The organism is uncultured Paraglaciecola sp., from assembly GCF_943787955.1.
Lineage (GTDB): Bacteria > Pseudomonadota > Gammaproteobacteria > Enterobacterales > Alteromonadaceae > Paraglaciecola.
This window is the reverse complement of sequence record NZ_CALSOK010000014.1, coordinates 107,947-131,185: the sequence shown is the minus strand read 5'-3', so window position 1 is coordinate 131,185 and position 23,239 is coordinate 107,947. Positions and strand designations below refer to the sequence as shown.

Genomic DNA, 23,239 nt, shown 5'->3' with positions numbered 1-23,239 from the left:
TTTGATGTTTAGGATGATGGCGGAATTGAATATTATTGAGGAAGGTTAAACATTTTCTCACGCTTCCATTGGCTTTCGGTGAAGGTTTTAATGGAAACTGCATGCATGCTACCTTCCGCAATTTTTGTGGCCAAAGGCGCATAAACAAATTGCTGTTTTTTAACTCTACTCATATCTTCAAACTGATCACTCACAGCGATCACTTGAAAATGAGAGCCATCACCCTTTACATGTGCTTCAGCTAAGCTTAATGTTTCGAGAAGAAGCGTTTCAATTTGTTGATTATCCATGACAAGTCCAGATGTGTAAAATAGTAGGTCATTGTACCGACAAAAAACTGTCTACGTCGCTTATTTTTGCAAGCTTTATCAAGCTTTCTGGAATGTTTTTAAGTTCAACATGAAAATTTTGTTGTTGGTTATCTTTCAAAAAGTTCATCAACCAAGCTAACCCTGCAGTATCGGAATTGTTCACACCTAACATATCAAGGGTGGGAGCATGAACACTGGATTTGCTTTGAATGCTTTGAGCAAGAGTTGCTAATGCGTCTGACTTAGCGATAGTGTTACGGTTTAGATCACCTTGTAAGATGAAGTACCCTACAGGTGACTCAATGACGTCTAATTTAGTCATCTACCTGCCTTTTTTTGCCGCGTCGATGTTAATAGGTTTACTAATTGTGTTATTCATCAAATCTATCACTTTTTGTATACCATCCTGTCGCAAAATAGATTGGAATTCACTTTGTTTACTGGATAAAAGACTTATGCCTTCAGCAACCATATCGTAGGCTTTCCATACATTGGTTTTTTTATTTTTACGTAATTTAAAAGCTAAATTAATATCTGGTCGGCCAGGCTCTTTAACCACAGCTCTGACTGTTACTGTTCTTTCATCAGTCACATCACGAACAGGTTGAAATTCAACGTCTTGGCCATCGTAATAGGCCATAGCCAATGCATAGGTAGTAATCAAGTATGAACGAAACACACTAATATATTCAGGGATTTTCTCTCTTGGTACTTTTTTATAATACTTACCTAGAACTTTTAATGCGGAAAAATTATAATCCACATAGGGTAGCAACTCCTCCTCCATAACCGTTCTCAAAAGCTCTGGATTTTCTTCTATAAGCTGGTGTTCTTTTTTAATCCTGTTGAAAGTTTTAGTCGCTACATCTTCCAACATTATGTACGGGTTTTTGTCTTGTGCTTTCGTCATGCCAGCACTAAAAATCAACATCACACCCAATAATAGAAGTGCAAATTTATTTACCACGTTATTTTCTCCAATCAACGTCATCAATTAACCGTCGTTGCTACTAAATAAAAATTGACCAATAAGGTCTTCTAATACCAGAGCTGATTTAGTGTCTTCTATGTAGTCACCTTCGGCCAAGTTTTCAATACCCTCGATAGCAAAACCAGGTTGAAAACCAATGTATTGCTCTCCTAATAAACCTGAGGTAAGTATAGATACCGAACTTGTTTCTGGGAACTGGTCAAACTCTGACGAAATACTCATGGTCACCACTGGAGTGAAATCACTATTATTAAGCGTAATATTGTCGACTCTACCAACGGTTACCCCACCCACTTTAACTGCTGAGCGGACTTTTAACCCACCAATATTGTCAAACTTTGCATATAATATGTATGTATCTTCACTGCTGGACATGCTTTGATTGGCCACGTTAAGTGCTAGCATAAGACCTGCAGCGATAGTTAATGCAACAAACGCACCCACTAATAGTTCTGACTTTCTAGATTTCATTCCTATTTCCTTTACTCAATTCCAAACATTAATGCTGTCAATATAAAATCTAGCCCTAGTACCGCTAACGACGAAAATACGACTGTTTCTGTTGTTGCCTTACTTATACCTTCTGAGGTGGGTACAGAATCATATCCTTTAAAAGTGGCGATCCAAGTAATCACAAAAGCAAACACTATGGTTTTTATAATACCGTTCACCACATCCTTATTCCAATCCACAGTGGACTGCATAATAGACCAATAGCTGCCAGAATCTACGCCTAACCAATCAACGCCGACTAAGTGTCCTCCTAAAATACCAACCGCACTAAAAATTAACGCTAACATTGGCATGGATATTATGCCCGCCCAAAGGCGCGGCGCAATGACTCTTCGCAGTGGGTCAACCGCCATCATTTCTAAACTACTAAGTTGTTCCGTTGTTTTCATTAGACCAATTTCAGCTGTTAGCGCCGACCCCGCCCTTCCAGCGAACAATAAAGCGGTGACCACTGGGCCGAGCTCTCTTAATAATGATAAGGCAACCATAGGCCCAAGGCTGCCTTCAGCGCCATAATCAACCAAGATAGTATAACCCTGTAATGCCATTACCATGCCAATGAATAGGCCAGATATCACTATAATAAGTAATGACTGCACACCAACTATATGTATTTGTTTAATAATCAGAGGAATCATTTTTACAGGTTGAGGTTTAGCAACGATGGCTCCGAACAACATAAAAGAGGCACGACCAAACATTTCTAGACGGTTAAGGGTGCTCGTACCTAAATGGATTAACCAATTCATACTTCACTACCCAAAAAAGCCTGAGCAATACTACTAGCAGGGTAATGAAAAGGAACCGGACCATCTGCTTGACCTTGCAAAAACTGTTGGACTAGAGGTGATTCACTGTTTTTAATTTGTTCTGGAGTACCACTACCTATGACCTTTCTTTCAGCCAAAATATAAATATAATCTGCAATAGTTAATACCTCAGTAACATCATGAGTCACAACTACACTGGTTAATTGCAAAGCATCGTTTAAGGCTTTAATCAGTTTTACTAACACTCCCATTGAGATAGGATCCTGCCCTGCAAATGGTTCGTCATACATAACTAACTCTGGCTCCAAAGCAATCGCTCTTGCTAGAGCCGCTCTGCGTGCCATTCCCCCAGATAATTCAGCAGGCATCAAATCTGCCGCACCTCTTAAGCCCACAGCTTGCAATTTCAGCATCACAATAGTGTGTATGATGGACTCAGATAACTTTGTATGCTCCCTCAGCGGAAAGGCGATATTATCGAACACCGACATATCAGTAAATAACGCACCACTTTGAAATAACATGCTCATTTGTCTACGCACTTCAAATAAACGGTTGCGGCGCATTCCCGGGATAGACTCACCTTTAAATTTAATATCACCTTTGTCGGGTATCAACTGGCCTCCCATCAAGCGCAACATGGTAGTTTTTCCAATACCACTAGGGCCCATAATAGCGGTAGTTTGACCTTTTTTAATCTGCAGTGAAATATCATCGTATATGACTCTACCACTCCGGCTAAAGGTTAGATTGTTAATTTCAATCAAATTTTCCATTAATTTAGGAACATTCCAATGTTGTTGATAGAGCTAAGCATAAAAACCTAACTACAAGACATATTTAGTGTATAAGTTTTCTGCATAAAAGAACAAAGACAAAAAGTAACAAGGTATATTCGATTTAATGCAACTATCACTGAATAATAGCTTAACGTTATCTATTAATAATAAGATTATTGGGTCTAACTTGCTGCTATCTTATCCAAAAAAAGCAAATCAAATACAACAAACATACATGCTTTCGTTACAGTTTAAGCATATATCAACCCATTTTAAATATACATCTGGTTCAAGGACCCTTGAGGGTGCGAAAAATTTTCGACACTAAATTATACTAACATTCATATGCAAAGCCTTTGCTTTTTGCGACAATTGAATTTAACTATTTATAATCCCTAACAAAACTAGAAGTGAAATTTTGTGATTTTAGAAGCTTGTTATTTCCTAATTTGGCTTATTGTTTTGAGTTGGGGCGCAGATAGATTTGTCTTTGGCGCCTCAGTATTAGCTAAAAACATAGGTGTTTCACCTATGATCATAGGCCTTACTATCGTGGCTATGGGCTCATCTGCTCCAGAAATCATGATAGCTGCCACAGCCTCATTCAACGGCAATATAGATACTGCAGTGGGTAACGCTCTCGGTTCAAATATTACTAACATTGCTTTAGTACTAGGATTAACAGCCCTACTTAAACCTCTCTCTATTGCATCAAGTACCCTAAAAAAAGAAATGCCGGTGTTATTGCTGGTAAGCCTTCTGGCTGTATATTTCTTGTCTGATCATTTGTTACTCAAAATAGAGGGGATTATCTTAATCACTTTATTTTTTGCTGTTATTGGTGGACTCACTTGGGTGTCTTTCAATATGGAAAAAGGCGACCCTTTACAACCTGAAACTGAAAATGAAATTCCTTCTGGTGTATCAACTTCAATAGCCGTTATGTGGTTAATAGTGGGTATGATACTGTTGCCAACAAGCGCCTACTTTATGGTAGATTCTGCGGAAGTGATAGCACGCTACTTTGGTTTAAGTGAATTAGTCATTGGCTTAACCATCATCGCTATTGGTACAAGTTTACCAGAACTGGCGGCTTGCATTGCAGGAGTGTTGAAAAACGAAGATGATTTAGCGCTAGGTAATATAATTGGTTCAAATATTTTTAATCTCTTGGCGGTACTGGCTATGCCAGGTCTTATCGCCCCAGGAGTAATAGATGAAAATGCGGCTACACGGGACAGTTACGTGATGTTAGGGCTGACAATATTACTCATCGTATTTAGTTTTAATTTAAAAGGAGGCAGGTGTATTAACCGAATGGAAGGTATGTGTCTAATTACTTGCTTCTGTGCTTATCAATATTTGTTATTTAGTTAATACAGCGACGCTTAGAATCACACTATGATTAAACAATCAGCCTTAAAAGTATTAGAAATTGAACAACGAGCAATCGCGCAATTAGCCCAATATATCGATGATTCTTTTGTAGAGGCTTGTCAATTAATTTTACCTTGCGAGGGTAAAATAATTGTTTGCGGGATGGGGAAGTCAGGTCATATTGGCCATAAAATATCAGCCACATTAGCCAGCACAGGCACACCCGCATTTTTTATGCACCCTGCGGAAGCCAACCATGGTGATTTAGGTATGCTCACCAAACAAGATATCTTGTTAGCCATTTCAAACTCAGGCGAAACGTCCGAACTATTAGCATTGATCCCTGTGGTAAAGCGCATGGGTGTGCCTATTATTGCTATGACATCAAACCCTCAGAGTACTCTTGGCAGATATGCCGATATTAATCTGTGCATCAAAGTTGAGCAGGAAGCCTGCTCACTTGGTCTTGCGCCTACTTCAAGTACAACTGCGACCTTAGTTATGGGTGATGCACTCGCCGTTGCGCTTCTCGATGCAAGAGGTTTTACGTCTGAAGACTTCGCATTGTCACACCCAGGCGGTTCATTAGGTAGAAAGCTCTTAATTAAATTAGAAGACGTGATGGTCACAAGGCAATCTTTACCTTTGGTCTCAGAACAACAAAATTTGCGTGAAGTTTTATTAGTTATTTCACAAAAAGCCTTAGGTATGGCAGGAGTGATCGATGACGATGGTCAATTATTGGGTATTTTCACAGACGGTGATTTACGCAGAATACTTGACGATAGAATAGATATTCACAAAACTAAAATCCATGAGGTTATGACCCCTAACTGCATTACAGCTAAACCAGAAATGTTGGCTGCCGAAGTCCTTACACTCATGCAAAAACATAAAATAAGTTCGCTTTTTTTAACTGATAATAATGGCAAACCAATAGGGGCTATCAATATGCAGATACTGCTTCAAGCAGGTATTATTTAATGTCTATGTTAATGACTCCTTATGGACCGATTGATAAAAAACTAATAATACAATTTAAGCAAATAAAACTATTAGCCTGTGATGTTGATGGTGTATTTTCGGACGGCCGAATTTACATGGGTCAAAATGGAGAGGAGCTTAAAGCATTCCATACACGAGATGGCTACGGGATCAAAGCATTACAAAAAATTGGTGTGCAAGTTGCAGTTATCACTGGGCGTAATTCAAATATGGTAGAGCAGCGGATGACATCTCTAGGAGTTCAACATATTTATCAAGGCTGTGAAGACAAACAGCCAGCTTTGCAAGCCATACAAAATAAAATATCCGTTACTATAAGTGAGACTGCTGCAATAGGGGATGATATGCCTGACTTAGGCATGTTTAAGGTGTCGCAATGTAATATATGTGTACAAGATGGCCACCCGCTTTTAGCTGCACAGGCGCACTATCAGACTCGGACTAAAGGTGGATTTGGGGCAGTGCGTGAATTATGCGATTTAATCCTGCTGTCTCATGGGCAGTTACATACCATACACAGCGCCAGTATATGAATCGCGTTACCCTGTGTATTGTGGTGTTATTTTTACTAGCATTAGCCTTGAGTCTTCCCGGATGGCTTGCTAAAGAAGTATTAAAGGTAGACTCGCAAACAGAAGACGCTTGGGTTCCTAATTACCTAGCAAGTAAGATGCGCAGTACATTGTATGATAAATTGGGACAGATAAATCATCAGGTTTTTGCCCAAAAGATGGAAAATTTTGACCTCCTTGGGTTCACATTGTTTAAACAACCTAACTATTTGTTATTTGCTCAATCACTTCATCCATGGAAAGTAGACGCACAGGAAGGGACATTATATGAAGATCAACGGATCCAATTTGAAACCGATGTAGAAATCACCAGCCTTGATAAGAAAGGTTATATACAAGTCATCCGCACCAATTTTGTCGAAGTAAACCTAGTGGAAAAGACCATGTATTCAGATCAGCCAGTCGAAATTATTGGCCCAAATTATGTGATAAACAGTAATGGCTTCACCGCTAGCCTAGAAACCCAAAAATATGAGTTATTAGACCATGTTAAAACCGTTTACCAACCGTCTGTTCCGTACTAGTTTTTTAGCAACGTTATTATTTTCGACTAATAGTTATGCTGGGAAAGATGATTTTACTAAAAAAATTGAACTGGCTTCCTTGTACCAAAATGCTGATGGCATTGCCAAAAGAGCAACTTACCAAGGCAATGTTGTGATCCTACAAGGATCTTTAAAAGTCAGTGCAGATGATTTAGAAATTGATGCCAGCAAGGGTGAAGGCAATGAAATATTTATCGCCACTGGTAACCCTGCTACATATTCTCAACAACAAGAAGATGGCAGCATGGTCACTGCCAAGGCAGATAAGATTGAATACCATCGTCAAACTCGCTCCCTATCATTAGAGGGGAATGCTGAGATAAAGCAGAATTCTAGTAGTGTGCAAGGCAAATCAATCACATTTAATATGGAACTTGAACAAATCATAGCTCAAGGTAGCGATCAAGAAAGTGGCCGTGTTATTACCACATTCCAGCCTGTATCAAAGCCTAAAGAACTTGAAACAGCCCAACAGGATGAACAACCTTAATGGCCGTATTGAAAGCCACACATTTAGCTAAGTCTTATAAGTCTAGACAAGTTGTAAGAGATGTCAGCATTGAAGTATCGACTGGTCAAATAGTGGGTTTATTAGGACCAAATGGCGCTGGTAAAACCACCACTTTTTATATGATTGTTGGGCTAGTACCTTTAGACAAAGGTGACATCTATATTGATCAACAGAATCTTACTCTGCAACCAATGCATGTGCGTGCTAGGCAAGGCATAGGTTATTTACCACAAGAAGCATCAATATTCAGAAAGCTAACCGTATATCAAAATCTGATGGCGATATTACAAACTCGTAAAGAATTATCAAAAGAACAGCGAGAACAACAGGCCGACTCATTATTGGACGAATTTAATATCAACCATATTCGCAATAGTTTAGGTATGAGTCTGTCTGGCGGTGAACGCAGAAGAGTAGAAATTGCGCGAGCCTTGGCGGCTGATCCAGAATTTATATTATTAGACGAACCCTTTGCTGGGGTTGATCCCATTTCAGTTAACGACATAAAAAAAATAATTCAACAATTACGCGATAGAGGTCTAGGTGTATTAATTACCGATCATAACGTGCGTGAAACCTTAGATGTATGTGAAAAAGCATATATAGTGAGCCATGGCGAGTTGATAGCTTCTGGCACTTCGGAAGAAGTTTTAAGTGATCAACGTGTAAGAGATGTATACCTAGGTGAACAATTCAGGCTATAGTTAAAAGAATATTACTTAAAATATTAAGCTTCCAGCAAAGCTGTCAAGCAAGCGAACTTGATTAGTATTTTATGATTGATGTGGGATAACTTCGACAACACGCTGTAATTTCTAGAATGAAGAGTTCATCTCGTCTGATAACAACAACAGATTAAACATAAGAAGTTAATGAAACCCTCTTTACAGTTAAGATTTAGCCAACAACTTACAATGACACCGCAGCTGCAACAAGCCATAAAGCTATTGCAATTGTCTACTTTGGATTTACAAGCTGAAATTCAAGAAGCCTTAGACTCTAACCCGTTGTTAGAAGTAAACGAGTCAGATGACAGTGGTAGTGGCGAAAAAGCCCTTGAAACTAACCACAGTGCCGATAATAAAGATAGCGACAGCACTCAAGTTGAAGTCAATGCGGATAGTGTCGATAGCGGCGATGCCCTGCAAAATAATGACATACCAGAGGATTTACCCTTAGACAGTACTTGGGATGAATATTTAAGTGCTTCATCAGCCCCTTCCTCTATGAGCAGTGCAGGATCAGCAGGCGATGATGATCAAGTATTTCAAGGCGAAACCACAGAAAATATTCAAGACCATTTGCTTTGGCAAATGCGTTTAACCCATTTTAGCGATACCGATATTGCTATTGCTATGGCCATTATCGATTCTATCGATGAAGCCGGTTATTTGACTATTAGCACTGAAGAAGTCCTAGCCAGTATGGATGACGAAGAGATTGAACTGGACGAAGTTGCAGTAGTACTTAAACGCATCCAGATGTTTGATCCCATAGGCTCAGGCGCTCGCAGCGCCCAAGAATGTTTACTAATCCAATTACGGCAGTTTGCATCAGATACACCTTGGTTAGAAGAAGCCAAGTTGTTGATTACTGATTACTGCGATCTGATAGGCAGTAAAGACTATCGTACTCTAATGCGAAAAACTCGTCTCAAAGAAGAAGAGTTGCGGGAAGCCATGCGTCTGTTGCAAACCCTTAATCCTAGGCCAGGTACTGCCATAGTCACAGGTGAATCAGATTACGTTATCCCTGATGTATCTGTTTCTAAGAAAAATGGCCGATGGAAAGTAGAACTTAACCCAGATAGCCTTCCTAAACTCAACGTCAATCAGCAATATGCAGCGATGAGCAAAAGTGTTAAGAACACTTCAGACAGTCAATTTATTCGTTCACATTTACAAGAGGCAAAGTGGTTTATTAAAAGTGTTGAAAGCCGCAACGAAACTCTTCTTAAAGTGTCTAACTGCATAGTGCAGCAACAAATGGGTTTTTTTGAACATGGCCCCGAAATGATGAGACCTATGGTGTTGAACGATGTCGCTGAAATGGTAGATATGCACGAATCCACTATTTCGCGAGTTACAACACAAAAATACATGCATACACCAAGAGGTATTTTTGAGCTGAAATACTTCTTCTCTAGCCATGTAGCCACAGATGCAGGCGGAGAATGTTCATCAACTGCAATAAGGGCATTGATTAAAAAGTTAGTAGCTGCAGAAAAACCCAGTAAACCTTTAAGCGATAGCAAAATTGCTCAGGTGTTGGCCGACCAAGGCATTATGGTAGCGCGGCGAACAATAGCAAAATACCGGGAGTCACTCATGATCCCACCATCTAACCAACGTAAGAGCCTGCTTTAGGCGAATTGAAGAAGGAATAGGCGATATGCAAATTAACCTTACCGGCCATCATGTAGATATTACAGATTCTTTAAGAGATTACGTACATACGAAATTTACTAAACTAGAACGACATTTTGAGCATATAAATAATGTTCATGTAATATTAAATGTGGAAAAGCTTAATCAAAAAGCGGAAGCCACTTTACACCTCAGTGGAACAGAGGTGTTTGCTACATCTGAACAGTCAGATATGTATGCAGCAATAGATGCTTTAATCGATAAACTTGACCGCCAAGTGATTAAGCACAAGGAAAAAATTAAACGCCATTGATAGCGTCAACGATAAACCACAATTAGAATTCATAATGGAAATAAAAGATATTCTTCATCCTGACTGTACTTTATGTGCAGTTCAAGGAACCAGTAAAAAACGAGTACTTGAACTTATTAGTCAAATTGCTAACCAACATTTAATTGATGTTGATATTGACCAAGCTACTATTTTGTCTAGTCTGACATGCAGAGAAAAAATGGGCAGCACTGGCATTGGCAATGGTATTGCCCTGCCACATGGTCGCCTACAAGAACTAGAAAATGTTATGGCTATTGTATTGACCAGTAAAAAACCAATCGATTATGACGCCATAGACAATGCGCCTGTTGATATCTTTTTTGCTATTTTAGTACCCGAAGACAAAGCATCTGAACACTTAGGCACTTTGTCTGCTATTGCCACGAAACTAAACAATAAGGACACGTTAAGCCTAATGCGCCAAGCAAAAACAGACCAAGAGTTATTTGAGGCACTAGGATAAATGAAACTTATCATTATTAGTGGGCGTTCTGGCTCAGGTAAATCTATAGTGCTGCGCTCATTAGAAGATCTTGGCTATTATTGTGTGGATAATATTCCAGTTAACCTTTTACCCACACTCACTCATACTGTAGTTGATGAATACGACCAAGTGGCCGTTAGCATCGATGTCCGTAACTTACCAAAAGATCCTAATGAGCTAGTCGAAATTCTTGATTATCTGCCCTCCACTTGGGATATGACCATACTTTATTTAGATGCCAGCGATGACATGTTGATTAGACGTTTTAGCGAAACAAGACGACTGCATCCTTTATCCAAACAAAATAAGTCTTTGTCTGATGCTATCCAAGCAGAAAGCCAATTACTCGCACCTATTGCCGAACGTGCTGATTTGTATATAGACACTGACCAACTGTCGGTCCATCAGCTTGCTGAATTAGTCCGTGAACGCATTTTAGGTAAAAAAAGTTCTAGACTGGTCTTGGTATTCGAATCCTTTGGCTTTAAGCATGGCATACCAAAAGATGCAGATTATGTTTTTGATGGTCGCTTCTTACCTAACCCTCATTGGGAACCGGACCTCAAACACTTAACAGGGTTAGATGCACCGGTGCAGATATTTTTGGGCTCGCAACCCATAGTGACTAAGTTTATTTGGCAAATTCAAAACTTAATTTCCACATGGTTACCCCATTTAGAGCGCAACAATCGCAGTTATGTCACCGTAGCGATTGGTTGCACGGGCGGCCAACATAGATCCGTTTTTGTTGCTGAAATGTTAGCCAAAAATTTCAGTAACTCTCACCCTGATGTACAAATTCGCCACCGCGAACAAAACTGATGCCTAGTTTCGAAAAGACACTGGTGATCGTTAACAAATTAGGGCTTCACGCAAGAGCAGCCACGCAGCTTGTTCAGCTAACCAATAAGTTTGATGCACAAATCACGCTACACCAAGGCGATAAGCAAGCCTCAGCCAACAGCGTACTTGGCTTAATGATGCTCGAAAGCCACCAAGGTAAAGAAGTGCGAGTCGTCAGTGAAGGTAAAGATGCACAAGCAGCAATGGACGCGGTAGAAACCTTGATCGTCACTAAGTTTAATGAGGAGGAATAATAAGCTCTGAATAACACTTTTTGTTTATAAGTAGAAATGAAAAGCTTCGCTTCGCGCCATCGTCCCGCGCGGTCGCCACCCTCTAACCGGTTACACTTTTTATACTGTGTTTCTTTGCACTTTATACTAATCAGAAATTATCCTTATCGACAGAAAGGCGACGTTGAGCATTCTCAACTGAAATAAAGCCAAGTCGCCAGACAACTAAACGAAAGACCAAGAAAGACGTTAGACTATGAGACACCAGCAGAGCGATTTAACCAGTGTGTTGCAGTGACCAGTTGAACTCACACCTGATAGCTGACCTAAGCTTTTGTTGATTTTTAGCAACGATGTTCGACGAGAATGCCCTATATGGAAAATTTCATCGGAGTATTTTTATTAATAACACCTTTACCTTACTTCGGTTTCTAAATAAAAGGTGTCTACAAATTTAGGAGAATAACACTATGCTGTGTTAAACATGAGAGATACTGTCTTGTAGTGATAACTGTATTTTTAACTTAAAGAGGGCTCTCGTCTCTTGGTACATCCATATTTTCACTTGGAAAGGTGGCTATCACTGCGAGCGATGCTACGTAGAAACCTGCAGCAAATTGCAAAAACCACTAATATGTTTTAGGAAACCGTTATCACTTAGAATCTGTATATCAATCGGCATTATGCCAAATAAAATAGATACAATTAATGCTGTCCCAACTGGCCAAAATATGCCTAACTGGACTTGACTGGCACACTTCACCTCATGACCCACATTCACCAAAGTCTATATGTTTTTTTCTCACTGCAAATTCGTGACTTAAGCCCTTAATACACGAGTGCATTATATAGGTTCTTTGCTGAATGCCGCTCACAGCTGTTGAGTGAAAAACTGGTACGCACTACGGTCTTGATTCTTTTGGGCTAAATAAACACCGAGTTCCAGTAAGTTTTGCCTGTCGGCATAGCGTTTGACGATCATTTGAAGGGTGTTCAAGGCTTTCTTTGACTGTCCTTGTCCATCCATCGACAGGATGTAGGCGTAGGCGTATTGGCTATTTTGCGGCAACAAGTCATAGGCTTTTTTAAATGAAGTCAGTGCAACGGTGTGCTGTTGTTGCCTGACTAAATGCAGGGCAGCTTCTCATAACTCCATGCGTTATGACTTTGAGATAACAGTACCTCCCATTGACTTTATTGTTGAAATTTTGGCCGGATACCTCGGTGAACATGGCGGGGTAAGGATGACGGGGGGTGGTTTTGGTGGCTGCATTGTTGCCCTGATGCCCCACGCCATGGTGGAAGGGGCTAAGCTCTTACTTGCGCAGCGTTATTTTGCGCACAGCGGCATCACAGAAGATGTTTATATTTGCAGTGCCAGTGACGGTGCCGGTGAAATTGCACCGTAATAGCAATCCAGCCTAGCGCATGCTCGTAAGACACCCGCATACCACCAACAGGATACTTCCCAGGATGATACCGCTCGATGTACAAACTAAATTGCGGTACTCAATATATGTCTAACCTAGAACAACAAGGATACTAATCAAATGCAAACTATCTTGGTAACGGGAGGCGATGGTTACATTGGCAGCCATAGGGTTTTGCAATTATTGGAAACGGATCATCAAGTTATCGTATTGGACAATCTGTGCAATGCCTCTAACGAGTCGCTTAAACGAGTGGAAGCCTTGACGGGTAAAAAAACCATCTTTGTTGAGGCAGATATCCGTGACAACACCATCTAAGAGCTGGTTGATCTTCCCCTATTTTTGTGATCAATTTATATAATAATTTTCCTGCCAATCTGTTTTTTTAAGTTGAAAATTGATATCACTTAAGTCAGCTATGTCGCATTGCAGACCATCAAAACCAGTTTTATCAAGCTACCGCCAATGGCGGCTTTTGGCACATGGCCGAAGGATAGAGAACGTTCCTAAAGATGGGTTTTAATAGCGAAATGAACCAATATTACTCTAAGTGCTAATGACCGCTTTGTCGGCAGACTGTGTAAAAACTCCTATTACAACCGCCAAATCTTACCCTCTGTGATACTCAACCTTCCAAATGACTTAGTCACTGATTATTAGCGTTAGCACGGAATTTTGGATTTGGAGTGTTAAGGCGGGTTGTTGATGATAAAAGTGACGTTTGAAGGCAGTTTTATCTCATGAAATCAGGCTAAATCTCCCCTTATTGCCTGATGGCCTCCATCAAACCAGTTGTCCCCATTATTGTCATCATTCTCTTCAGGTTATAAGCCAGCACATGCAGGTTCATCTCGATACTGACATTCTTTCTACGCTTCATTAAAAAGTGTGTCGCGCCCATCCACATTTTGATAGTACCAAACGGATGCTCCACAGTTTGTTTTCTCACAACCGATATCTCTGGATTATCGTCGAGCCGCTGCTGCATCGCGTCTATCTCATCTTCGTGAACCCAACGTCTCATTTTCCTTGGCTCTTTTAATGACTTCGTGCATTTATCTCTAATACTACAATCACGGCAAGCGTAAAAATTAACGTATACCTTTTGCTCAAGGCCTCTTTCGGTCACGTCACGTTGGTACGGTAATTCCTCGCCCGCTGGGCAAATATAAAGGTCTTGGTCTTTATCGTATTTAAATAATGATTTGTTGAATATGCCTTTTTTTTCTGAGCCTGATGTATCAGTCTGTGGCACGTTTGCCGTCATGCCTAAGTCTTGTGTCGCTTTAATATCTATGCGACTAAAGTAGCCCTTGTCGGCGATGATAGTGATGTCTTTCTTACCCAACGTTTTTTGAACTTGCGCTGCTACTGAGGTGAGCTGGCCCCTGTCGGTTGTCATGGTGACATCGTGTTCAATAATCAAGTGATGCTTAGTATCCACAGCGCTTTGCACGTTGTAGCACACCTGTCTTTCCATATGTTGCGTCTTCATCAAACGTGCATCAGGGTCGGTTTGTGATACTTGCTTGTCTGGGTGTTCATTCACTTGTATTTCGAGTGCTTTAAGCTCAATTAATCGCTGCTCAAGCCATGCTAATTTTGAAGTAGATATTGTGGTGTCAATATTCTTTTCATCCCCGTCTTTGGTGTCCATTTGACTTAAGTATTGTTGAATACTCTTTTCTGTTCGCTCGATATGAGCCTGAACTTTGGCGGGTGTATAATTCTTGGATTTGTTGTTGACGGCTTTAAACTTACTACCATCAATGGCGAACGCTGAATCCTCAAACATGTTGAGCTGACGACATAACTCAACAAACTTGCGGCAGACATTTTATCACCTGCCATTAGGATTCCGACCGATAGCATCAACAAATATCAAAAAAGTGATCAATATATTCAGCTTGGGTTACGACCGCTGATCGCTCAAACCCGCCTGTTAGTTTATTAGGTAAGGCTGAGTTTCAAACTTTAATATGCTCATACATTTATTTCTATGTATTACGAAGGTATTCTGTTTGATTAACTCGGCCCTTCGATATATTCGAAAAAGTCAAAATCAGCTACGCAATTTTGCCCTGATGTATCATGGCAAGCCATACCTACAAAGGCTCCGGTGAAACTTGCCCCTTCGCCCTTGCCTGCTTCATCAGAAATAACACTATAGTCGAAGCGATAAGGTAATGTTTTCCAGAAATCTGCATCGAGTGACCATTCAAATTTCAACACATGGTGGTCGACTCTGGCGCGCAAATATACCTCACCTTCAGTAGGCAGAATGAACCTTGGGTCAGTGAACAAGCCTTCAGTATGTCCTTCGCGCAATGGAAAAGACAAACTCAGTTGTGGGTTAGCCAAACAACTCATCACATCTATAAATCGCTGCCCATCATCATCTACCGAGATATACAAATAATGAAACTTATGACTGTTATAGTAACAAACCAATCCCGCTGTTTGCTGAAAATTAGTCGGTGAAAAATCGACTTTGGTTGAAGCATCAAAAACAAAGGCTTGTTGCCTACGTGCAATCAATGCATGTTCATATAAAGAACCTATTGACTCTTTACCCGTTAAACGCAAATAACCGGGACGTTCAAATAAACTCATAAAGGTTTCTGGAAACGGAGTGCGCAACCACTGAAAATCAATCGGCAACGTTTCGCTATCAAATTCATGACGAGCTTCTTGTTTTGGCCAAGGATGCTCTGGTAAATTAGGCGCGGCAATATGTAACGCAGGAAGTCCGTCTGCTGTTGCCCCTTCTACTCTTAACCAACCATCATCAGTCCAAATGGTTTTTTGTAATCCTGTTTCTCGACCCATGGGGCAGCGGCGTTCACCGGTTAAAGGTCGGCCGCACAAATGCACCAAATAGTGTTCACCTGTTTTAGTTTCGACTAAATCGCCGTGTCCACAGCGTTGCAAGGGCAGATGTTGATTGTCTTTGGCTGTTAACAGGTAACCTTGGGGATCCACTTCATAAGGCCCTTCTAACTGTTCAGAACGGGCAATCGTCATAGCATGGTTATATCCTGTGCCACCTTCAGCCGTTACCAAATAATAATAGCCATTACGTTTATATAAATGTGGCGCTTCAGTCACTCCAAGTACTGAACCTTGAAAGATGTTTTTACGCTGACCAATTAACTTTTTTTGACTTGTACAATATTCTTGAAGCGCAATACCGGCAAACCTATGTTGATTATGACGATGATCCCAAATCATGTTTACCAACCACTTTTTTCCATCCTCATCATGAAATAGAGACGGGTCAAAACCACTAGAATTCATGTAAACAGGATCAGACCATTCTCCATCGATAGTGGCACAAGTTGTTAAGTAGTTATGAGCGTCTTTATAATCACCATCAAAACGCTTCACGTCAGTATAAATCAAATGAAACAACCCATCATGATGAGTCAAACAAGGCGCCCATACGCCACATGAATCTGGCTCACCGCGCATATCTAGCAAAGACTTGCGATTTAACGGTCGAGTTAATAATCGCCAATTTTTGAGATCTTTTGAATGATGAATTTGCACACCCGGATACCATTCGAATGTTGAAGTAGCAATATAAAAGTCATCGCCAACTCGCACAATACTAGGATCAGGATTGAACCCAGGTAAAATAGGATTGGTAATTAGAGAATGTGTCATAAAGAGTCCTTAAATCCTTTTACTAATTTAAATTGATAGAGAAATAACAACACAATTATCCCTGCTGCTACTAAGCTAATGGCAAAGATTAATAAAATACCAAATATGGCCTATTCGGTTTGGGTTTCATTTGGCTGATAGCCATAACCCGAAAGCATCCACTCCCCCGCGGCACCAACTATTGCAATGCTAAATTTTAGAGCCTGTAAATGCCACAAAAAGCTCATTGACATAGCACCGCGACCTCAACGTTTTACACCGTAATACACAGTATCAGGCACAGTAGAGAAGAGTAGTTGCATAAAAAGCAAATAACGTGCTCTGATGTCACCAAAATAGTCGTACATACTCCTTTTATACTGGTGGCTTTAGGTATATTCGATATCCCAACCGCAGCATGTGAACGCTCCTAATCAGCGCGCCTTCTTTGGATTAACAACACTAAACCTAGACTTAACAGTCCTAACAATGACGGTTCTGAAACCTCAATCGTCGAATATATAAAATTGGGGACAAACCTGCCCGAATTCGATTCTAGTGTTGGAAATTCAAAGGAAATGTTTTCCGAACCGCGTACGCCATTCCCAAAGGTGATATCACCTGTCGTGCTTACAGTGCTAGGGCTCCAGATGTAGGTATCATCATTTAGTGAGATCGTCGAACCGATGGTGTAAGAGCTTCCTGCATTTAGCATAATTGCTGCAATAGTTTCATAGCGCCAGCCATCGATTAGAGTACTTGAGGTGCCAGCCTGAACTATTACATCCGATAACAAGGTGCCATTACTGTCCCACAATCCAATTTGGTGAGCAGCTGAAAGTCCGATTAGGCCTTGATCCCAAAATCCAAGGCTAGATACCGACATGTCACTATTAACGAAAAGATTCCAACCGACGAGTCGCGGCAAATCAGTACCACTACTGATACTTTCATTTCCACCGCTAAAGGAAGTCACTGCCAAAATCATAGTCGCACTCACAATTGAGCTAGTTAAGGTAAGTCCAACAAACATCAAACTTATAATTATCTTTCTCATTACATTACTTTTAAATTTATGGTTAATTACAAACAATTGTATAAAAGATAACGCACATATCGCGCCATTAATAATACCTCACTGATTAATAACTAGGTTACAAAAAGACATAATACCAGCGCAATCTTCAAAGTCGTCATAAGATTCTAACCCTGAACCCGCTGATATTGCCGATGCGCTGACTCCAGTTGCTGGCTCCGCATCCGGTAAATACCCTACCAATAGCGTCGCGTTTGCGCTGCCACATAAAAAGATTAATACTGCGAATGAACCTAATAATCGTTTAATCATTTTAATTTTCTTCCTATTGCGTTTTTTATCAGCGAAATGCCAATATTAAACTTAGTAATTACCTTGGCATAATCTATGCTGCTCTATATATGGCAAAGATTCAGAGGCTATGCGTTAGGAAAAATAATTGAATATGTAAAAAACCTGACAAACGAAATCCAATAAATCTGGGGTCAGGGTCTGACGTATCCCCACGAAATTTAAAATAATTTGGAAAAAATCAAGGGGTCACAGCACTTGAAAAGGCGTCGATTGATAGTCCGCTAACGCAGTCTGACCTTGCTATATTACACCGCCTAGTCGTATGTCCGGTGATCAAAGGAGCCAGATGGTGCATGAAATATAACCTCAAGTTTATATTCCAATATTTGAAACAACGCGAAAATACTGATCGTCAGCTTACATTGGTAAATGCTAAAACGTGTAAAAAATCCTGACAGTCTGTTGATCGCTCATTACCGTCAGTCAAGCTTGATTAATCGCATGATGATTTTTAGCTCAATATAGTCTGATAGTTCGAATTCTCTTACGTCCGCTTTAGGTCGTTAGTTGTCCTTTTGGGCTGCGAGCGATACTGACAATTTATCGCGAAAATCGGTTTAACTGTAGTGATTCCGAATGACGGGTATTGGCACAATTCGCCAATTGCGCAGAAAGCCGTAACCGTCTCCTGTAAAAGTAATGACAACTTACCAAGGAGCCAAACCCAACGCTTCACACAATATGTAAAACACCGTTTAGCTCATAAAAAATTTGTCCTTGGCGAAAGGGCTTTTGGCAGGTACTGATGGCATTGAGCAAAAAGTCTTATAAGCTTGTTACATTATCTCTATATAACAGGTCAAAACTGCCGTTTATTAGACTGCATTCAACTTATTTCACACTCCAATAGTGAAATATGTGCTGACCAGCTCGTGGCCATAGATTAAACTAGAGTTGTATAATTAAAGCACTACGTTTTAGTGCGTATTGACCCAATGAGTAAGTCTGTCTGAGCCATGCCAAATACCTTCGAAGCCAAAAGCAGTAACAACCAACTTCATGACATCAATGAAGCGTTAGGTAGCGGTCAAACTGAGCTAGTCAAAGAGATGTTGTATCAGCTGCAACCCGGTGATCTTGCTTTACTTTTAGAATCGAGCCGCAGCCGCAATCGCTTGGATATTTGGCAACTCATTCCCCCTGATCTCTACAGTGACGTGCTCGAAGAACTGTCTGATGATGTACGTAATGGCATTATCAGAAAAATGCTCCCAGAAAAAGTAGCCGATGTCCTAGAAGAGATGGACACCGATAACCTCGTTGATACCTTGCGTGGCTTACCGCAGGAAGTAGCGCAAGATTTATTGGCTGCCATGGATGAACAAGACCGTTCCCGCGCCGAGCTTGGATTATCTTACGGTGAAGAAACAGCCGGTTTTATTATGAACACCGATGCTATTAGGCTTCGCCCGGGCATTAATGTGGATGTGATCTTGCGATATTTGCGCTTGAAAGGCGATATACCGGAACACACAGATACCTTATATGTGGTTGATCGCGACGATAAATTAATGGGCGGTGTAGCGTTGACTCGGTTGATAACTGCCGCTGCTAACACATCAATAGAATCGTTAATTAAGGACTCTGAAGCTATACCAGCCAATATGATGGATAACGAGGTAGCCAGTTTATTTGAGCGATATAATTGGTTATCAGCACCCGTTGTAAATGAAAACAACAAATTGTTAGGACGTATCACTATTGATGATGTGGTCGATATCATTCGTGAAGACGCAGAACACTCAATGATGAGCATGGCCGGTTTAGATGATGAAGAAGATACCTTCGCGCCAGTCGTAAAAAGCACCCAGCGCCGTTCAATTTGGTTAGGTGTCAACTTGCTTACCGCTTTAATGGCAGCTGCCGTGAGTGACTTATTTGAAGCCACTTTAAGCCAACTGGCGGTGTTGGCAATACTCAACACTATCGTACCTAGCATGGGTGGGGTAGCAGGTAATCAAACGCTTACCTTAGTGATCCGTGGCATGGCGCTGGGGCATGTGAATTCGGCTAACGCGAGATGGTTAATTAGCAAAGAATTAGCCATAGGTTTTTTAAATGGGGTGATATGGTCTGTGCTAATTGCATCAGTGATTGCCATCTGGAAACAAGACTTAATGTTAGGCGCAGTCATTGCCTTTGCTATGCTGATCAATATGATCGCCGCCGGATTAGCAGGGGCAAGCTTACCCATCATCATGAAAAAATTAAAAATAGATCCTGCTTTAGCCGGTAGCGTCATTTTAACCACTATCACTGATGTAGTAGGTATATTCGCATTTTTAGGCTCTGCTACTTGGCTGTTAATCTAAACTTAAGCTTTTCTCGTAAAATGGTATTAACACTTTTAGCCTTGTTCACCATTGCAGTTCAATCTGCATGGTGTCGTTTTGTATTTCATAAAGAGCAGCTTATTTTTACAGATTTCACATCTATTCGATTGCTAGGTGTGATATTTATCTTGGTATTCATAAGTACCATCAAGGACAAATTAGCCATAGATAACATCAATCAATATGGTAAACACGCTGGCGCCTTATCTTTGTTTGTTTGTTTATGAAAGGCTTTTTAATCCCTCTATCACTCTTAGCTATGCAACAGGAGCACTAATATCATTTGCAGCAGTGCCGTTTAAGGCACGATTAATTGGTTGCTAAGTAAAATTAATGCCTAGATATACCAACAGCTAATTGTCACTTTATCAACATCTAGATGCTAAAATGCGATGAAAATAGTGCTAGTTCTGTTTGATATTAGGAATACACATTAAAAAACTGAAAACGCAAGTCACTGCTTTGGCTGCGCTTTCATATTTCAAAAATCAGATCTCACCCGCACCATCACTAGCACTACAAATATAAATTGTCTCTTTGTAACCAGTTTCGACCTCGTAACGCTCAGCCATCAACAATTTTGCCCCATCAACCATATCATGGGGCATAAGAGCCACCAAACAGCCGCCAAAGCCACCACCAGTCATACGTACACCCCCTTTATCGCCAAGATATTCAGTTAATATTTTTACAGCAAAGTCGATGGGAGGTACGGTGATTTCAAAATCGTCACGCATGGAGATATGTGACTTGGCCATTAATTGTGATAATTGAGTTACGTCATTGTTTCTAAGCGCTTTTGCAGCTAAAACAGTACGTTCACTGTCGGATACAACATGATGAGCTCGTCGGTACACCACATCAGGTAGCTTAATTTTGCTATTTTGTAACTCAATCAAGCTAATATCACGTAAGGCTTTTAACCCCAGCGTATGAGCTGCCTCTTCACATTGCAAACGGCGGGTATTGTATTCGCTGTCGACTAAACCACGTTTTACATTGGAATTGATGATCATCACCGCCAAGTTTTCCGGCATAGATATCAGTTCTGTTTGCAAAGAACGACAATCCAATAACAAGGCATTGAATTTAGAGCCACAGGCACTGACCATCTGATCCATGATCCCACATTGACAACCTACAAATTGATTTTCAGCTTCTTGGCCGTTTAACGCCACCTCTGCTTTTGTTAGTAATAAATTGTATAAACCACGGAAGGTTTCACCTATTACCACCTCCAAAGAAGCAGACGAGCTTAGCCCAGCACCTTGCGGCACATTGCCGGTTATTGCTAAATTGGCACCTTTAAATATATGCCCTCTACGTTGTAGGTGCTTGATAACACCACGCACATAATTACTCCACATTTGTGTAGAGTGGACTTCGATATCACAGTCTAATGAAAACTCATCTTGTTCATTACTGTAATCAACAGCCACAACACTGACGGTCATATCATCTCTAGGTGTCACTGCAACTAACGTTTGATAATCAATAGCACAAGGCAGCACAAAACCATCGTTGTAGTCTGTGTGTTCACCTATCAGATTAACCCTGCCAGGTGCCTGAAAATGACGTACGGGCGCGGCTCCAAATGTCTGAATAAATACCGAATCAAGTTCAGTTAACATACTTTGAGAGATGTTAGACTCAATTTTTGACGCATTGTTAGACATAAAACTAGGCTCCAGTTGATTCGTTGTAATGAACATCACTGAGCGCCTGTAAACGCTGTGCCGCTTGTTCTGGTGTTAAATCTCGTTGTGGCTCTGCCATCATTTCATAACCCACCATAAATTTACGCACCGTGGCTGAACGCAACAAAGGCGGATAGAAGTGAGCATGGACTTGCCAATGTTCTGTCGACTCTAGATTATTGGGTGCACCATGCCAGCCCATTGAATAAGGGAAAGAGCATTGAAACAAATTATCATAGCGACTTGTAAGTTTTTTGATAGCAATAGCCAAATCGGTTTTGTGCATGGCATTAACATCGGTGAGTCTGGCACAAGCAAACTTAGGTATAAGCAAGGTTTCAAACGGCCAAGAGGCCCAATATGGCACTACCGCTATCCAATGTTCGGTTTCCACAACGGTGCGAGCACCATCTGCTGATTCTCTTTTTGCATAATCTTGCAATAGCGAACTAGCATGTTTTTCAAAATACGTCTTTTGGCTCGCCTCAGCTTTCGCTACTTCACTGGGAATAAAGTCGTTCGCCCATACCTGCCCATGGGGATGAGGGTTAGAACAGCCCATGGCTGCCCCTTTGTTTTCGAATACTTGTACCCAAACATAATCTTTTGATAGATCGGCCACTTGCTCTTGCCAAGTATCAATTACCCCTTCCAAAGCGGGTAAAGATAATTCGGGTAACGTTTTGTTGTGCTCGGGAGAAAAGCAAATAACGCGACTAGTGCCTCTGGCCGCTTGCAAAGTAAATAGGTCGTCATTCGATTGTTTTGCTGCAGGGGTATCTTGCATCAATGCTGCGAAATCATTCGTAAATACAAATGTCCCAGCATACTCTGGGTTAATTTCACCATTAATACGGGTATTACCCGAACAAAGATAACATTCTGGGTCGTGTGATGCAGTATAAGCAATCTGTAGCTTTTCCACTTGACCTTGCCAAGGACGTTTCGCTCTATGGGGTGAGACTAAGACCCAATCTCCGGTTAAAGGATTGCGACGACGATGTGAATGATCAACGGGATCAAATTTTGACATAACTTATATAACCTATTTGTGCTGCCATTAATTTAAATGGCGAATAACCAATATGTTACATCTAAAAACAAGCTAGC

General features: G+C 40.7%; 27 protein-coding genes and 2 pseudogenes. 15 read left to right on the top strand and 14 right to left on the bottom strand.

Going from position 1 to position 23,239, the window contains the following annotated elements; all coding sequences use genetic code 11:
* Positions 1-32 precede the first annotated feature (32 nt).
* Genes Q0Y52_RS14210 through Q0Y52_RS14185 form a run of 6 tightly spaced genes read right to left on the bottom strand, consistent with a single transcriptional unit; the run spans position 33 to position 3,361 of the window.
* Positions 33-290: a BolA family protein gene (locus Q0Y52_RS14210; protein ID WP_297822634.1), complete on the bottom strand. Its 258-nt coding sequence runs from the start codon at positions 288-290 to the stop codon at positions 33-35.
* A 28-nt stretch (positions 291-318) separates the two neighbouring features.
* Positions 319-633, bottom strand: coding sequence for an STAS domain-containing protein (locus tag Q0Y52_RS14205; protein WP_297822632.1), 315 nt, complete (start codon positions 631-633; stop codon positions 319-321).
* Positions 634-1,302 carry an ABC transporter substrate-binding protein gene (locus tag Q0Y52_RS14200; RefSeq protein WP_297822630.1) on the bottom strand — a complete coding sequence of 223 codons (669 nt, stop codon included), beginning with the start codon at positions 1,300-1,302 and terminating at the stop codon, positions 634-636.
* 3 nt (positions 1,303-1,305) lie between these two features.
* Positions 1,306-1,773: an outer membrane lipid asymmetry maintenance protein MlaD gene (gene mlaD / locus Q0Y52_RS14195; RefSeq protein WP_297822629.1), complete on the bottom strand. Its 468-nt coding sequence runs from the start codon at positions 1,771-1,773 to the stop codon at positions 1,306-1,308.
* 11 nt (positions 1,774-1,784) lie between these two features.
* Positions 1,785-2,564 carry a lipid asymmetry maintenance ABC transporter permease subunit MlaE gene (gene mlaE, locus Q0Y52_RS14190; protein WP_297822627.1) on the bottom strand — a complete coding sequence of 260 codons (780 nt, stop codon included), beginning with the start codon at positions 2,562-2,564 and terminating at the stop codon, positions 1,785-1,787.
* A complete protein-coding gene (locus Q0Y52_RS14185; protein ID WP_297822625.1) occupies positions 2,561-3,361 on the bottom strand; it encodes an ATP-binding cassette domain-containing protein in 801 nt (266 codons plus the stop codon). The genes mlaE and Q0Y52_RS14185 overlap by 4 nt, the downstream gene beginning before the upstream one ends.
* A 423-nt stretch (positions 3,362-3,784) precedes the next feature.
* On the opposite strand from Q0Y52_RS14185, the gene Q0Y52_RS14180 reads away from it, so the two are divergent.
* The 11 genes from Q0Y52_RS14180 to Q0Y52_RS14130 all read left to right on the top strand — a co-directional run bounded on the left by Q0Y52_RS14180 (position 3,785) and on the right by Q0Y52_RS14130 (position 11,655).
* Positions 3,785-4,741: a calcium/sodium antiporter gene (locus tag Q0Y52_RS14180; RefSeq protein ID WP_297822623.1), complete on the top strand. Its 957-nt coding sequence runs from the start codon at positions 3,785-3,787 to the stop codon at positions 4,739-4,741.
* A 24-nt stretch (positions 4,742-4,765) separates the two neighbouring features.
* On the top strand, positions 4,766-5,725 hold the full coding sequence (locus Q0Y52_RS14175) for a KpsF/GutQ family sugar-phosphate isomerase (protein WP_297822621.1): 960 nt from the start codon (positions 4,766-4,768) through the stop codon (positions 5,723-5,725).
* Positions 5,725-6,279 carry a 3-deoxy-manno-octulosonate-8-phosphatase KdsC gene (gene kdsC / locus Q0Y52_RS14170; protein ID WP_297822619.1) on the top strand — a complete coding sequence of 185 codons (555 nt, stop codon included), beginning with the start codon at positions 5,725-5,727 and terminating at the stop codon, positions 6,277-6,279. The genes Q0Y52_RS14175 and kdsC overlap by 1 nt, the downstream gene beginning before the upstream one ends.
* Positions 6,276-6,842: an LPS export ABC transporter periplasmic protein LptC gene (gene lptC, locus Q0Y52_RS14165; protein ID WP_297822617.1), complete on the top strand. Its 567-nt coding sequence runs from the start codon at positions 6,276-6,278 to the stop codon at positions 6,840-6,842. The genes kdsC and lptC overlap by 4 nt, the downstream gene beginning before the upstream one ends.
* Complete coding sequence (gene lptA, locus Q0Y52_RS14160; RefSeq protein ID WP_297822615.1) at positions 6,805-7,353, top strand: lipopolysaccharide transport periplasmic protein LptA; 549 nt, start codon at positions 6,805-6,807, stop codon at positions 7,351-7,353. Before lptC ends, lptA begins: the two co-directional genes overlap by 38 nt.
* Positions 7,353-8,078 carry an LPS export ABC transporter ATP-binding protein gene (gene lptB / locus Q0Y52_RS14155; protein ID WP_297822612.1) on the top strand — a complete coding sequence of 242 codons (726 nt, stop codon included), beginning with the start codon at positions 7,353-7,355 and terminating at the stop codon, positions 8,076-8,078. Before lptA ends, lptB begins: the two co-directional genes overlap by 1 nt.
* A gap of 168 nt (positions 8,079-8,246) precedes the next feature.
* A complete protein-coding gene (locus Q0Y52_RS14150) occupies positions 8,247-9,740 on the top strand; it encodes an RNA polymerase factor sigma-54 (RefSeq protein WP_297822610.1) in 1,494 nt (497 codons plus the stop codon).
* A 25-nt stretch (positions 9,741-9,765) separates the two neighbouring features.
* Entirely contained in the window at positions 9,766-10,053 is a 288-nt protein-coding gene (gene hpf, locus Q0Y52_RS14145) for a ribosome hibernation promoting factor (protein ID WP_297822608.1), read from the top strand.
* A 34-nt stretch (positions 10,054-10,087) separates the two neighbouring features.
* A complete protein-coding gene (gene ptsN / locus Q0Y52_RS14140) occupies positions 10,088-10,537 on the top strand; it encodes a PTS IIA-like nitrogen regulatory protein PtsN (protein ID WP_297822606.1) in 450 nt (149 codons plus the stop codon).
* Positions 10,538-11,380 (top strand): RNase adapter RapZ, encoded by an 843-nt coding sequence (rapZ, locus tag Q0Y52_RS14135; RefSeq protein WP_297822605.1) that lies wholly within the window; start codon positions 10,538-10,540, stop codon positions 11,378-11,380.
* A complete protein-coding gene (locus tag Q0Y52_RS14130) occupies positions 11,380-11,655 on the top strand; it encodes an HPr family phosphocarrier protein (protein WP_297822602.1) in 276 nt (91 codons plus the stop codon). The genes rapZ and Q0Y52_RS14130 overlap by 1 nt, the downstream gene beginning before the upstream one ends.
* 850 nt (positions 11,656-12,505) lie before the next feature.
* On the opposite strand, the gene Q0Y52_RS14125 is transcribed toward Q0Y52_RS14130, so the two are convergent.
* Positions 12,506-12,706, bottom strand: coding sequence for a hypothetical protein (locus Q0Y52_RS14125; protein ID WP_297822600.1), 201 nt, complete (start codon positions 12,704-12,706; stop codon positions 12,506-12,508).
* Positions 12,707-12,788: 82 nt separating this feature from the next.
* On the opposite strand from Q0Y52_RS14125, the gene Q0Y52_RS14120 reads away from it, so the two are divergent.
* Together Q0Y52_RS14120 and Q0Y52_RS14115 are read left to right on the top strand one after the other, a co-directional pair.
* Positions 12,789-13,043, top strand: coding sequence for a hypothetical protein (locus Q0Y52_RS14120; protein WP_297822598.1), 255 nt, complete (start codon positions 12,789-12,791; stop codon positions 13,041-13,043).
* A gap of 141 nt (positions 13,044-13,184) precedes the next feature.
* A pseudogene (locus Q0Y52_RS14115) lies at positions 13,185-13,370 on the top strand (SDR family NAD(P)-dependent oxidoreductase); the annotation flags it as partial.
* A gap of 457 nt (positions 13,371-13,827) precedes the next feature.
* On the opposite strand, the pseudogene Q0Y52_RS14110 reads toward Q0Y52_RS14115, so the two are convergent.
* The 5 genes and pseudogenes from Q0Y52_RS14110 to Q0Y52_RS14090 form a co-directional block, all read right to left on the bottom strand.
* Positions 13,828-14,898: pseudogene (locus tag Q0Y52_RS14110) on the bottom strand (IS1182 family transposase); the annotation flags it as partial.
* 191 nt (positions 14,899-15,089) lie between these two features.
* Positions 15,090-16,730 (bottom strand): glycoside hydrolase family 43 protein, encoded by a 1,641-nt coding sequence (locus Q0Y52_RS14105; RefSeq protein ID WP_297822596.1) that lies wholly within the window; start codon positions 16,728-16,730, stop codon positions 15,090-15,092.
* A gap of 110 nt (positions 16,731-16,840) precedes the next feature.
* Positions 16,841-16,963 carry a hypothetical protein gene (locus Q0Y52_RS14100; RefSeq protein WP_297822593.1) on the bottom strand — a complete coding sequence of 41 codons (123 nt, stop codon included), beginning with the start codon at positions 16,961-16,963 and terminating at the stop codon, positions 16,841-16,843.
* Positions 16,964-17,139: 176 nt separating this feature from the next.
* The gene (locus tag Q0Y52_RS14095; RefSeq protein ID WP_297822590.1) at positions 17,140-17,766 is read right to left on the bottom strand and encodes a DUF4082 domain-containing protein; all 627 of its coding nucleotides are present in this window, start codon (positions 17,764-17,766) and stop codon (positions 17,140-17,142) included.
* Positions 17,767-17,844: 78 nt separating this feature from the next.
* Complete coding sequence (locus tag Q0Y52_RS14090) at positions 17,845-18,057, bottom strand: hypothetical protein (protein WP_297822588.1); 213 nt, start codon at positions 18,055-18,057, stop codon at positions 17,845-17,847.
* A gap of 998 nt (positions 18,058-19,055) precedes the next feature.
* On the opposite strand from Q0Y52_RS14090, the gene mgtE reads away from it, so the two are divergent.
* Positions 19,056-20,411 (top strand): magnesium transporter, encoded by a 1,356-nt coding sequence (gene mgtE / locus Q0Y52_RS14085; protein ID WP_297822585.1) that lies wholly within the window; start codon positions 19,056-19,058, stop codon positions 20,409-20,411.
* Positions 20,396-20,659: a hypothetical protein gene (locus Q0Y52_RS14080; RefSeq protein ID WP_297822582.1), complete on the top strand. Its 264-nt coding sequence runs from the start codon at positions 20,396-20,398 to the stop codon at positions 20,657-20,659. The genes mgtE and Q0Y52_RS14080 overlap by 16 nt, the downstream gene beginning before the upstream one ends.
* A gap of 261 nt (positions 20,660-20,920) precedes the next feature.
* Here the strand turns inward: Q0Y52_RS14080 and galK are convergent, their stop codons facing one another.
* Entirely contained in the window at positions 20,921-22,108 is a 1,188-nt protein-coding gene (gene galK / locus Q0Y52_RS14075; RefSeq protein WP_297822711.1) for a galactokinase, read from the bottom strand.
* A 4-nt stretch (positions 22,109-22,112) separates the two neighbouring features.
* The gene (gene galT / locus Q0Y52_RS14070) at positions 22,113-23,162 is read right to left on the bottom strand and encodes a galactose-1-phosphate uridylyltransferase (RefSeq protein WP_297822580.1); all 1,050 of its coding nucleotides are present in this window, start codon (positions 23,160-23,162) and stop codon (positions 22,113-22,115) included.
* Positions 23,163-23,239 lie beyond the last annotated feature (77 nt).

Excerpts from the sequence above, each read along its gene's own strand:
- Q0Y52_RS14210 (WP_297822634.1), bottom strand. The coding sequence starts at position 290 with ATGGATAATCAACAAATTGAAACGCTTCTTCTCGAAACATTAAGCTTA.
- Q0Y52_RS14205 (WP_297822632.1), bottom strand. The coding sequence starts at position 633 with ATGACTAAATTAGACGTCATTGAGTCACCTGTAGGGTACTTCATCTTA.
- Q0Y52_RS14200 (WP_297822630.1), bottom strand. The coding sequence starts at position 1,302 with ATGACGTTGATTGGAGAAAATAACGTGGTAAATAAATTTGCACTTCTA.
- mlaD (WP_297822629.1), bottom strand. The coding sequence starts at position 1,773 with ATGAAATCTAGAAAGTCAGAACTATTAGTGGGTGCGTTTGTTGCATTA.
- mlaE (WP_297822627.1), bottom strand. The coding sequence starts at position 2,564 with ATGAATTGGTTAATCCATTTAGGTACGAGCACCCTTAACCGTCTAGAA.
- Q0Y52_RS14185 (WP_297822625.1), bottom strand. The coding sequence starts at position 3,361 with ATGGAAAATTTGATTGAAATTAACAATCTAACCTTTAGCCGGAGTGGT.
- Q0Y52_RS14175 (WP_297822621.1), top strand. The coding sequence starts at position 4,766 with ATGATTAAACAATCAGCCTTAAAAGTATTAGAAATTGAACAACGAGCA.
- kdsC (WP_297822619.1), top strand. The coding sequence starts at position 5,725 with ATGTCTATGTTAATGACTCCTTATGGACCGATTGATAAAAAACTAATA.
- lptC (WP_297822617.1), top strand. The coding sequence starts at position 6,276 with ATGAATCGCGTTACCCTGTGTATTGTGGTGTTATTTTTACTAGCATTA.
- lptA (WP_297822615.1), top strand. The coding sequence starts at position 6,805 with ATGTTAAAACCGTTTACCAACCGTCTGTTCCGTACTAGTTTTTTAGCA.
- lptB (WP_297822612.1), top strand. The coding sequence starts at position 7,353 with ATGGCCGTATTGAAAGCCACACATTTAGCTAAGTCTTATAAGTCTAGA.
- Q0Y52_RS14150 (WP_297822610.1), top strand. The coding sequence starts at position 8,247 with ATGAAACCCTCTTTACAGTTAAGATTTAGCCAACAACTTACAATGACA.
- hpf (WP_297822608.1), top strand. The coding sequence starts at position 9,766 with ATGCAAATTAACCTTACCGGCCATCATGTAGATATTACAGATTCTTTA.
- ptsN (WP_297822606.1), top strand. The coding sequence starts at position 10,088 with ATGGAAATAAAAGATATTCTTCATCCTGACTGTACTTTATGTGCAGTT.
- rapZ (WP_297822605.1), top strand. The coding sequence starts at position 10,538 with ATGAAACTTATCATTATTAGTGGGCGTTCTGGCTCAGGTAAATCTATA.
- Q0Y52_RS14130 (WP_297822602.1), top strand. The coding sequence starts at position 11,380 with ATGCCTAGTTTCGAAAAGACACTGGTGATCGTTAACAAATTAGGGCTT.
- Q0Y52_RS14120 (WP_297822598.1), top strand. The coding sequence starts at position 12,789 with ATGCGTTATGACTTTGAGATAACAGTACCTCCCATTGACTTTATTGTT.
- Q0Y52_RS14105 (WP_297822596.1), bottom strand. The coding sequence starts at position 16,730 with ATGACACATTCTCTAATTACCAATCCTATTTTACCTGGGTTCAATCCT.
- Q0Y52_RS14100 (WP_297822593.1), bottom strand. The coding sequence starts at position 16,963 with ATGTCAATGAGCTTTTTGTGGCATTTACAGGCTCTAAAATTTAGCATT.
- Q0Y52_RS14095 (WP_297822590.1), bottom strand. The coding sequence starts at position 17,766 with ATGAGAAAGATAATTATAAGTTTGATGTTTGTTGGACTTACCTTAACT.
- Q0Y52_RS14090 (WP_297822588.1), bottom strand. The coding sequence starts at position 18,057 with ATGATTAAACGATTATTAGGTTCATTCGCAGTATTAATCTTTTTATGT.
- mgtE (WP_297822585.1), top strand. The coding sequence starts at position 19,056 with ATGCCAAATACCTTCGAAGCCAAAAGCAGTAACAACCAACTTCATGAC.
- galK (WP_297822711.1), bottom strand. The coding sequence starts at position 22,108 with ATGTCTAACAATGCGTCAAAAATTGAGTCTAACATCTCTCAAAGTATG.
- galT (WP_297822580.1), bottom strand. The coding sequence starts at position 23,162 with ATGTCAAAATTTGATCCCGTTGATCATTCACATCGTCGTCGCAATCCT.